Genomic DNA, 9,103 nt, shown 5'->3' with positions numbered 1-9,103 from the left:
TGTGCGGCGCCCCGCGGGGTCCCGCCCGTACGGGGGTCGGACGCGACCGCGCGGGGCGGGTCGTGGGTCAGGAAGCCTGACGCAGGGATACGGACCTGGCGAAGAAGTCCGTGAGGACCGGGGCCACCGCCTGCGGGGCCAGGTCGCGGGTCTGGCCCGTCAGGGTGCGGTGGCGGGCGCGGGGGAGGGCGTCCGCGAGGGTGCGCGAGGCGAGGCGGGACGGGGTGGGGCTGGAACCGCCGCAGATCACCAGCGTGCGGGCCGTGACGGAGGCGAAGCGGGCGGCCGGGATCGCGCCGGTGCCGAGGATCGCGTCGTCGTACGCGAGGGTGTGCGCCATCGCCAGCAGGTCGCTCCAGAGCGGGGCGCGGCGCATGCGGGCGATCATGTCGGCCGGCACGCCCGTCACGGACAGGAACAGCTCGACGGCTCCCGCGCGGTCCCCGGCGGACAGCAGCCGGTGCAGGCGCGAGGTGCAGCACGCCTTGTACCGGAGGCCCGAGGCGCCCGGCGTGTAGGGCGGTTCGTACACGGCCAGCAGGTCGACGGGGAGGCCGGAGGCCTGCGCCTCCAGGGCCAGGGCCCCGCCGGCGCCCATGCCGAAGACGGAGGCCCGGCCGCCCGTCGCGGAGACGAGCGCGGCCAGGTCCTCGATCTCGCGTTCCACCGCGTACGGGGAGCTGTCGCCGCTGGAGCCGCGGCCGCGTCTGTCGTACGTGACGACGTGGAAGTGCGGCGCGAGCAGCCGCGCCAGCGGCGCCTCGGTCGCCGCGGTGCCCAGCGAGCCGCCCACCAGGATCACCGGCGGGCCTTCACCGCGCCGCCGGTACGCGATCAAGGTGCCGTCGCGGGAGAGAATCTTGTCCATGCGAGGGTGGACCGCCGGGCCCGCGAAAACTCATCGCTCCAGCCGAAGTTTTTCTGAGATTCTTCGATTGCCCAGGTCAGGGCCGTTCTTGACGATCAGTCGGCAGTGATATCGGTGTCGTAGAAGCAGAAGTGGTCCTTGATCGCGGCGACTTCGGGCTTCGGCTCCGGGTAGGCCCAGACGAGATCCGTGTTGCCCGGGAGCGACCAGTAGGAGGCATCTCCCTTGAACGGGCAGTGGGTTCGGGTGTCCGATGCCGTGAGGAGTTCGGTACGGACGTCCTCGGACGGCAGGTAGTAGCGGACCGGACAGCCCGTCTCGCGCAGGACGAGCGGGCGTCGGCTCTCGGCGAGCACCTGCCCGTCGCGGACCACACGTACATGCTCGGTGCCGGGCTCGACCGTGATGCGGTGTCCTGGTGACGTAGTCATGTAAAGGTCAGCCGTTTCGCGGACCGGATTCTTCCCCGGCCTCCGGCTCGGAGCTCGCGGTCCCGGTCCCCAGCCGGCGGACTTCGGCCCCCAGCCCCCAGTGCTCGGCTCTCGGCCCTCGGCACTCTGGCCCGCCGGTCCCCTCCGGGGGAGGTTTTCCACAGGGTGCGGGGACCTGTCGGCGGTGGCCCTTACCGTTGGTCCATGAAGATCTGCGTATTTCTCTCCGCCGCCGACCTCGACGAGCGCTACACCCGGCCCGCCCGCGAATTCGCCGAGCTGCTCGGCAAGGGCGGCCACACCCTGGTCTGGGGAGGCTCGGAGAGCGGGCTGATGAAGGTCGTCGCCGACGGCGTCCAGGAGTCGGGCGGACGGCTGGTGGGGGTGTCGGTGGACTTCCTGGCGGCCAAGGCGCGGGCCGACGCGGACGAGATGGTGATCGCGCGCGATCTGGCCGAGCGCAAGGCGCTGCTCCTGGAGAAGGCCGACGCGGTCGTGATCATGGTGGGCGGCACCGGGACCCTCGACGAGGCGACCGAGATCCTGGAGCTGAAGAAGCACGGCAAGCACGACAAGCCGGTCGTCCTGCTCAACACGGCGGGCTTCTACGACGGGCTGCGCCAGCAGTTCCAGCGCATGGAGGACGAGGGCTTCCTGCCCCTCCCGCTGACCGACCTGGTGTTCTTCGCCAAGGACGGCGTGGGCGCGCTGGCCTACCTGGAGGAGTGGTCCGGCCTGCGGTGACGGCGCGGCGGGGGTGCGATCATGAGGGCATGCCCACTCATGTCATCACCGGTGCCGGCTCCGGCATCGGAGCCGCCGTCACCCGCCGTCTGCTGGAGCGCGGTGACGAGACCGTGCTCCTGGCCCGCGACGCGGGCCGTGCCAAGGAGCTGGCCGAGCTCCACCCCGGCGCCCGTACGCTCGTCGGCGACCTCTCCAACCCGGACCGGCTCTCCTGGGCGTTCGCCCAGCAGGCGATGCCGGACCGGATCGACTCGCTGCTGCACGTCGCGGGCGTGGTCGAGCTCGGCCGGGTCGGTGACCTCACGCCCAAGGCCTGGCACTTCCAGCTCAACACCAATCTGGTCGCGCCCGCCGAGATCACCCGGCTGCTGCTGCCGCAGCTGCGCGTCGCCCAGGGCCACGTCCTCTTCGTGAACTCGGGCGCCGGCCTCGCCGCGCACGCCGAGTGGAGCGGGTACGCCGCGAGCAAGCACGGCCTGAAGGCCCTCGCCGACTCGCTGCGCCACGAGGAGCACGCCAACGGCGTCCGGGTCACCTCCGTCTACCCGGGGCGCACCGCCAGCCCCATGCAGGCCAAGGTCCACCAGCAGGAGGGCAAGGAGTACGACCCCTCCCGCTGGATCGACCCGGAGTCGGTGGCCACCACGATCCTGATGGCCGTCGACCTGCCGCGCGACGCCGAGGTCAACGACCTGACGGTGCGCCCCGGACGCTGAGCGACGCGGACGCCGGTAGTGGTCCGGCGCGGCCTTAGGCTTCCCGTGTGAGCGAGAAGAGCGAGTTCAGCGGTTGCCCGGCCACCGGGATCGGGTCCATGCCCGGGGGAGACGCGCGGGAGGCGGCGAAGACCGTCACCGGCTCCTTCGCGGGCGGTGAGGGCCTGCCGCATCTGGCGGAGCTGCCCGCCCGCGGGCCCGGCGCGGACATGATCGGGCGGACCATCGGGCTGCTCGTCGACCTGTACGGGCACGTCGAGCCCAGCGGCTGGCGGATCAGCGACCGGCCCGGACGCGACACCCGCCGGGCCAGGTCCTGGCTCGGCGAGGACCTCGACGCCCTGGAGGAGTTCACCCAGGGATACGAGGGACCGCTCAAGGTCCAGGCCGTCGGCCCCTGGACGCTGGCCTCCGCACTGGAGCGCCGGGGCGGCGAGGCCGCGCTCGGCGACCCCGGCGCCTGCCGCGACCTGGCGGGCTCACTCGCGGAAGGGCTGCGCGCCCACCTCGCGGAGGTACGGCGCAGGGTGCCCGGCGCCCAGGTGATCCTCCAGCTCGACGAGCCGTCCCTGACCGCCGTACTGCGCGGGCGGGTCAGGACGGCCAGCGGCTACCGCACGTACCGGGCCGTGGACCGCCAGGTCGTCGAGGGCACCCTGCGCGACGTCCTGGCGGCGGCCGGGGACGGGGCGACGCTCGTGCACACCTGCGCGCCCGAGGTGCCGTTCGCGCTGCTGCGCCGGGCCGGGGCCGGCGGCATCTCGTTCGACTTCTCACTGCTCACCGAGCGTGAGGATGACGCGATCGGGGAAGCCGTCGAGGGCGGCACCCAGCTCCTTCTCGGAGTGGTGCCGGGCACCGACCCGGCCTCGGGTGGATTGTCGGACCCGGGCGGTAGCGTCATGGGTGTCAGGACGTTGTGGCGCAGGCTGGGGCTGAATCCGGGGACTCTGACGGAGTCCGTGGTGATCACCCCGTCGTGCGGGCTCGCGGGTGCCTCGCCCGCGTACGCGCGCGCCGCGCTCGCCCACTGCGTCCGGGCCGCGAGATCGCTCGCAGACAACCCTGAGTAACGGGGCAACGGGTAACGGGAGGACGAGACGATGGCCGGCGAACAGCAGACGACGGTGCCCGCACAGGCCCAGGAGCAGCACGCGCTGCTCGCCGAGCAGATCGAGGAGCACCGCTTCCGGTACTACGTGAGCGACCAGCCGGTCGTCAGCGACGCCGAGTTCGACCGGCTGATGCGCGAGCTGGAGGCGCTGGAGGACACGTACCCCCAGCTGCGCACCCCGGATTCGCCGACGCAGAAGGTCGCGGGCCCCTACCGGACGGAATTCACCTCGGTCGAGCACCGGGAGCGGATGCTCTCGCTGGACAACGCCTTCGACGATCTGGAGCTGGCCGCCTGGGGCGAGCGGATCGCCCGGGACGTCGGTACCACCGACTACCACTTCCTGTGCGAGCCGAAGGTCGACGGACTGGCGGTCAACCTCACCTATGAGCACGGGCGGCTGACCCGGGCCGCCACCCGCGGCGACGGCCGCACCGGCGAGGACATCACCCCCAACATCCGTACGATCGCCGAGATCCCGCACCGGCTGAAGGGCGACCGGATCCCGGCGCTGGTCGAGATCCGCGGCGAGGTCTTCTTCCCGATGGAAGCCTTCGAGGAGCTCAACGCCCGGCTCGTCGAGGCCGACGACAAGCCGTTCGCCAACCCGCGCAACGCGGCGGCCGGGTCACTGCGCCAGAAGGACCCGAAGGTGACCGCCACCCGCCCGCTGCACATGGTGGTGCACGGCATCGGCGCCCGCGAGGGCTTCGACATCGACTGCCTCTCGCACGCCTACGAGCTGCTGCACGAATGGGGCCTGCCCACCGCCAAGTACAACAAGGTGGTGGATTCCCTCGACGGAGTAAGGGAGTTCATCAGGTACTTCGGTGAGAACCGGCACTCCGTGGAGCACGAGATCGACGGCGTCGTCGTCAAGCTCGACGAGATCCCGCTCCAGGGCCGGCTCGGCTCCACCTCCCGCGCTCCGCGCTGGGCGATCGCCTGGAAGTACGCCCCGGAGGAGGTCAACACCAAGCTGGTCAACATCCGGGTCGGCGTCGGCCGGACCGGCCGGGTCACGCCGTACGCGCAGGTCGAGCCGGTCGAAGTGGCGGGCTCCGAGGTGGAGTTCGCCACCCTGCACAACCAGAACGTGGTGAAGGCGAAGGGCGTCCTCATCGGGGACACGGTGGTGCTCCGCAAGGCGGGTGACGTGATCCCGGAGATCCTCGGCCCGGTCGTCGACCTCCGTGACGGCACCGAGCGGGCGTTCGTCATGCCCACCGAATGCCCGGAGTGCGGTACGGAGCTGCGGCCCATGAAGGAGGCCGACATCGACCTCCGCTGTCCCAACGCGCGCTCCTGCCCGGCCCAGTTGCGCGAACGCGTGGCCTACCTGGCGGGCCGCAAGTGCCTCGACATCGACCACTTCGGCTATGTCGCGGCCGCGGCTCTCACCAGGCCGCTGGAGCCCGCCGAGCCGCCGCTGCGCGACGAGGGCGATCTGTTCGGGCTGACGATCGAGGAGCTGCTGCCGATCCGGGCCTACGTCCTGGACCAGGACAGCGGGCTGCCCAAGCGCGATCCGAAGACCGGCGAGGAGAAGACCGCCTGGGTCTTCGCCAATCAGCAGGGCGAGCCGAAGAAGAACGCGCTCGCCATGCTCGACGCCATCGCCGCGGCCAAGGAAGCGCCGCTGGCCCGGATCCTCACCGGGCTCTCCATCCGCCATGTCGGCCCGGTCGCCGCCGCGGAGCTGGCCCGTCAGTTCCGTTCCATCGACCGGATCGACGAGGCCACCGAGAAGGAGCTGTCCGACGCCGACGGGGTCGGTGCCATCATCGCCGCGTCGGTGAAGCAGTGGTTCGCCGAGGACTGGCACCGGGAGATCCTGCGCAAGTGGCGCGAGGCCGGGGTCCGGATGGAGGACGAGAGCGCGGGGGAGGACGAGGGGCCGCGTCCGCTCGAAGGACTCACCGTCGTCGTCACCGGCACGCTGACCGGCCACACCAGGGATGGCGCGAAAGAGGCGCTCCAGAGCCGCGGCGCGAAGGTGACAGGTTCCGTTTCGAAGAAGACCTCCTTCGTGGTCGTCGGTGACAACCCCGGTTCGAAGTATGAAAAGGCCATGCAGTTGAAGGTGCCGGTGCTGGACGAGGACGGCTTCGCCGTACTGCTCGAACAGGGTCCGGATGCGGCCCGCGAGGCGGTGGTTCCGGCCGAGGAACCGGCGCAGTAGGCGGATCCCCGCCCCCGGGCGGGGTATCGGTACAGAACGGCGCCCGTCGGAACGGAGCGGTGGCCGTACGACCGGGAGGCGGGCGAATGGTGCGCAAGGGGGCGATCAAGGATGTAGAGGGGCAGGTCTGGGCAAGGGTTTCGCGGTTTCGGCCGGTTTACCCGATCGGCGCCTAGCAGATGCTGACGGATGTTCGGTCCGCATTCGGGCAAGAGCGTCAGAGCGCTGCCCGTAGAAGCCCTCCGCGGCCTACTGTTGAGACGTGCACCTGCCGTGCCCGGCTGCGGGGTGGGAAACCGGGTCGTGGCGGCGTGGAACGGAACCATCGGGTGACATCGGCATCGCCGGCTGTGAGAGGGACGGAATGAAACCGACCGAGAGCGCCGCACCGGTGTCGCGGCTGCAGGGTTTCGTCGGCCTCACGCCCAAAGTGGGCGCCGTTGCCATGGCGATCGCCGTTGTCCAGATCGCGACCGGTTTCTACCGGACCGTGAGCGAGGGACACGCGCTCTTCCCCGACGGCAGGGCCGGGTGGTCCCTCGCCGTCCTGACCGGAATCATCGTCGGCCATCTCGTCGCGCTCGGCCGCGACCGCTGGTGGGGAGGGACCGGTTCCGGTGCCTCCCTCACCCTGGCGGTGCTGCTGCTCTACGGCTGGGTGCCCGCCGCGCTGGTCTCCCTGGTCGTCGTCGTGCTCGTCGGTGTCGCCCGCAGACACCGCTGGTGGCAGGGGCTGCTGCACGGCGCCGTGGACATCCTGGGGATCGGCGCGGCGGCTCTGGTGCTCGGCGCCTTCGGCGAGGTGCAGACCGTCGAGTCGCCCTGGCAGCCACTCGACTGGGGCATCGACTCCGTCCCGGAGGTCCTCCTCGCCGCTTCCACCTACCTCGTGGTCACCAGGGTCCTGCTGTGGTACGCGAGGACGCCGCAGGGCGGCGGACTGCCCACCATCGCCCGCACCGCCCTGCTGCGCCAGGGCCTCGTCGCCCTGGCACTCGTCGCGATCGCACCGCTGATCTGCGTCGTCGCGATGGCCACCCCCCTGCTCCTGCCGCTCTTCGCCGTCCCGCTGATCGCCCTCGACTCCGCCCTCTGGATCGCCAGGGCCCGGGCCGAGGAGCAGCTGCGCGACCCGCTGACCGGGCTGCCCAACCGGCAGTGGCTGCTGGAGCGCACCTGGACGGCCCTGGAGGACGCCGAGTCCGTCGGCGCCAGATCCGCTCTCGTCCTGATCGACCTCGACCGTTTTCGCGCAGTCAACGACACCCTCGGTCATCTGGCGGGGGACCGGCTGCTGTTGCAGATAGCGGAACGCCTCAGACTCGCCCTGCCACGGGGCGCGGAGGCCGCGCGGCTGGGCGGCGACGAGTTCGCGGTGCTCCTGCCGACCGCGGACTCCACCACCAGCGCCCAGCGGGTCGCCCGCCATCTGGTCGCCGAGCTGTCCTCCCCGCTGGACCTCGACGGACTGACCCTGGTGCTGGAGGCCAGCGCCGGAGTCGCCGTCTATCCGGACCACGCGCTGGACGCCGAGGGGCTGCTCAGGCGGGCGGACGTGGCGATGTACCAGGCCAAGCGGGACCGCACGGGCGTCGAGGTCTACGAGTCCAAGCGGGACAGCAACACCCCGGACCGGCTCGGGCTGCTGGGCGATCTGCGCCGCGCCCTGGACGCCGGCGAGGTCGAGCTCCACTACCAGCCGAAGGTCCGCTTCGACGGCCAGGTGGCCGGCCTCGAAGCCCTGGTGCGCTGGGTGCATCCGGAACGCGGCAGGGTTCCTCCGGACGAGTTCATCGCCATCGCAGAGTCGTCCGGCCTCATGCCGCACCTCACGGAGTACGTCCTGGAGACCGCGCTGGCCCAGGTCGCCCGGTGGCGGGCACAGGGCCTGTTCGTCCCCGTCGCGGTCAACGTCTCCCCGCGCGACGTCCACACCCCCGGGTTCGCGGGCGGCGTCGCGGCCCGGCTCGCCCGGCACGGCGTCCCGGCCGGGGCGTTGCAGCTGGAGATAACGGAGCACGTGCTGCTGGAGGACCCGCAGCGTGCCGCCGACACACTCGCCGGGCTGACCGGGCACGGAGTGAAGATGTCCCTCGACGATTTCGGCACCGGGTACTCCTCGCTCGTCCATCTGCGCCGGCTGCCGGTCAGCGAGCTGAAGATCGACCGCTCGTTCGTGGCCCGGCTGGCCGTGGACAACGAGGACGCGGAGATCGTCCGCTGCACGATCGACCTGGCCCACTCGCTGGGTCTGCTGGTCGTCGCGGAAGGGGTCGAGGACGACGAGACCTGGGAGCGGCTGCGGGATCTGCGCTGCGACGCGGTGCAGGGCTGGCTGGTCGCCGCGGCGATGCCGCCGCAGGAGACCACGGCCTGGCTTCGGGCACGCGGCGAGCACGGCTGGCGGCGCCCGGCCGAGCTGGCAGCGGCAGCGGCCGCCGCAGCGGCGGCGGCCGGCACCCAGCCGGAACTGGAACAGCGCCCGCCCGGCCGACCGGTCAACTCCCGGCCCGCGACGACCTGAAGACGCGGGGGTCGGAGCGCGTGGCGGCCTGAGCTGCCGCGGTGGTCCCATCCCCTGGCGGCCCGAGCCGCGGAGGTACCGGCGTGCGGTGGTCCGGGGCTGCGGTGGTACCGGCGTGTGGTGGTCCGGGGCTGCGCCGAACGCCTTGTGCGGCGTGGCCGGTGCCTCGGGCCTGGCGAACGGCGGATCCACCGCGCGTGAGCATCGCGTCGTACGGCGCCGGCCGTTCGCGCGCGACATCCGTGTACGCCCGGCTGAGCGCGGCCGGCGCGCCCCGCTCGTCCGCCGCCGAGGTGCGGGCCGCCAGTAGCGCCGTGGCCGGCCCGCCGCAGCTCCCCACCACGACCGCCGTGAGCGCGTCCCTGCCCTTGAAGCGGCTGTAGAGGACCGGCCCGGCCGTACCCGACCTCCGAGGCGAGCCGGCGCGTGGTCACCGCTCGCCTGCCCTTCGGCTCCACCTGCCCTCCGGCTCAGCGTGCCCTCTGCTCGCCTGCTCGCGCTCCGCCCGCCCGCGCTCCGCC

Annotated in this window: 8 protein-coding genes; 6 read left to right on the top strand and 2 right to left on the bottom strand. The window is 72.0% G+C overall.

All coding sequences use genetic code 11. The features are described from left to right. Nucleotides 1-67: 67 nt before the first annotated feature. Both AADR41_RS39730 and AADR41_RS39725 read right to left on the bottom strand, forming a co-directional pair. Complete coding sequence (locus AADR41_RS39730; protein WP_342287134.1) at nucleotides 68-868, bottom strand: alpha/beta fold hydrolase; 801 nt, start codon at nucleotides 866-868, stop codon at nucleotides 68-70. A gap of 95 nt (nucleotides 869-963) precedes the next feature. Beyond that, nucleotides 964-1,299, bottom strand: coding sequence for a DUF427 domain-containing protein (locus tag AADR41_RS39725; RefSeq protein WP_342287133.1), 336 nt, complete (start codon nucleotides 1,297-1,299; stop codon nucleotides 964-966). Between the two features lie 204 nt (nucleotides 1,300-1,503). Here AADR41_RS39725 and AADR41_RS39720 point away from each other — a divergent pair, with 204 nt between their 5' ends. From AADR41_RS39720 to AADR41_RS39695, 6 genes are all read left to right on the top strand, one after another. Further along, nucleotides 1,504-2,043 (top strand): LOG family protein, encoded by a 540-nt coding sequence (locus AADR41_RS39720; protein ID WP_342287132.1) that lies wholly within the window; start codon nucleotides 1,504-1,506, stop codon nucleotides 2,041-2,043. A 29-nt stretch (nucleotides 2,044-2,072) separates the two neighbouring features. Further along, a complete protein-coding gene (locus AADR41_RS39715) occupies nucleotides 2,073-2,762 on the top strand; it encodes an SDR family oxidoreductase (RefSeq protein WP_342287130.1) in 690 nt (229 codons plus the stop codon). Between the two features lie 47 nt (nucleotides 2,763-2,809). Further along, nucleotides 2,810-3,835, top strand: a complete 1,026-nt coding sequence (locus AADR41_RS39710; RefSeq protein ID WP_342287129.1) for a methionine synthase — start codon at nucleotides 2,810-2,812, stop codon at nucleotides 3,833-3,835. Between the two features lie 30 nt (nucleotides 3,836-3,865). Beyond that, on the top strand, nucleotides 3,866-6,058 hold the full coding sequence (ligA, locus tag AADR41_RS39705) for an NAD-dependent DNA ligase LigA (RefSeq protein ID WP_342287128.1): 2,193 nt from the start codon (nucleotides 3,866-3,868) through the stop codon (nucleotides 6,056-6,058). 445 nt (nucleotides 6,059-6,503) lie between these two features. Continuing rightward, nucleotides 6,504-8,582 carry a putative bifunctional diguanylate cyclase/phosphodiesterase gene (locus AADR41_RS39700; protein ID WP_342287136.1) on the top strand — a complete coding sequence of 693 codons (2,079 nt, stop codon included), beginning with the start codon at nucleotides 6,504-6,506 and terminating at the stop codon, nucleotides 8,580-8,582. 197 nt (nucleotides 8,583-8,779) lie between these two features. Further along, nucleotides 8,780-8,965 carry a hypothetical protein gene (locus AADR41_RS39695; RefSeq protein ID WP_342287127.1) on the top strand — a complete coding sequence of 62 codons (186 nt, stop codon included), beginning with the start codon at nucleotides 8,780-8,782 and terminating at the stop codon, nucleotides 8,963-8,965. Nucleotides 8,966-9,103 lie beyond the last annotated feature (138 nt).

It is taken from the genome of Streptomyces sp. CLV115 (assembly GCF_038448545.1).
GTDB classification, from domain to species: domain Bacteria; phylum Actinomycetota; class Actinomycetes; order Streptomycetales; family Streptomycetaceae; genus Streptomyces; species Streptomyces sanglieri.
Note: the sequence above shows the minus strand (reverse complement) of the source record. Positions and strands in the feature narration are given on the sequence as shown.

Bases quoted from the DNA above. Each gene is read 5' to 3' on its own strand.
- AADR41_RS39725 (WP_342287133.1), bottom strand. From the start codon at position 1,299: ATGACTACGTCACCAGGACACCGCATCACGGTCGAGCCCGGCACCGAG.
- AADR41_RS39720 (WP_342287132.1), top strand. From the start codon at position 1,504: ATGAAGATCTGCGTATTTCTCTCCGCCGCCGACCTCGACGAGCGCTAC.
- AADR41_RS39730 (WP_342287134.1), bottom strand. From the start codon at position 868: ATGGACAAGATTCTCTCCCGCGACGGCACCTTGATCGCGTACCGGCGG.
- AADR41_RS39700 (WP_342287136.1), top strand. From the start codon at position 6,504: ATGGCGATCGCCGTTGTCCAGATCGCGACCGGTTTCTACCGGACCGTG.
- ligA (WP_342287128.1), top strand. From the start codon at position 3,866: ATGGCCGGCGAACAGCAGACGACGGTGCCCGCACAGGCCCAGGAGCAG.
- AADR41_RS39715 (WP_342287130.1), top strand. From the start codon at position 2,073: ATGCCCACTCATGTCATCACCGGTGCCGGCTCCGGCATCGGAGCCGCC.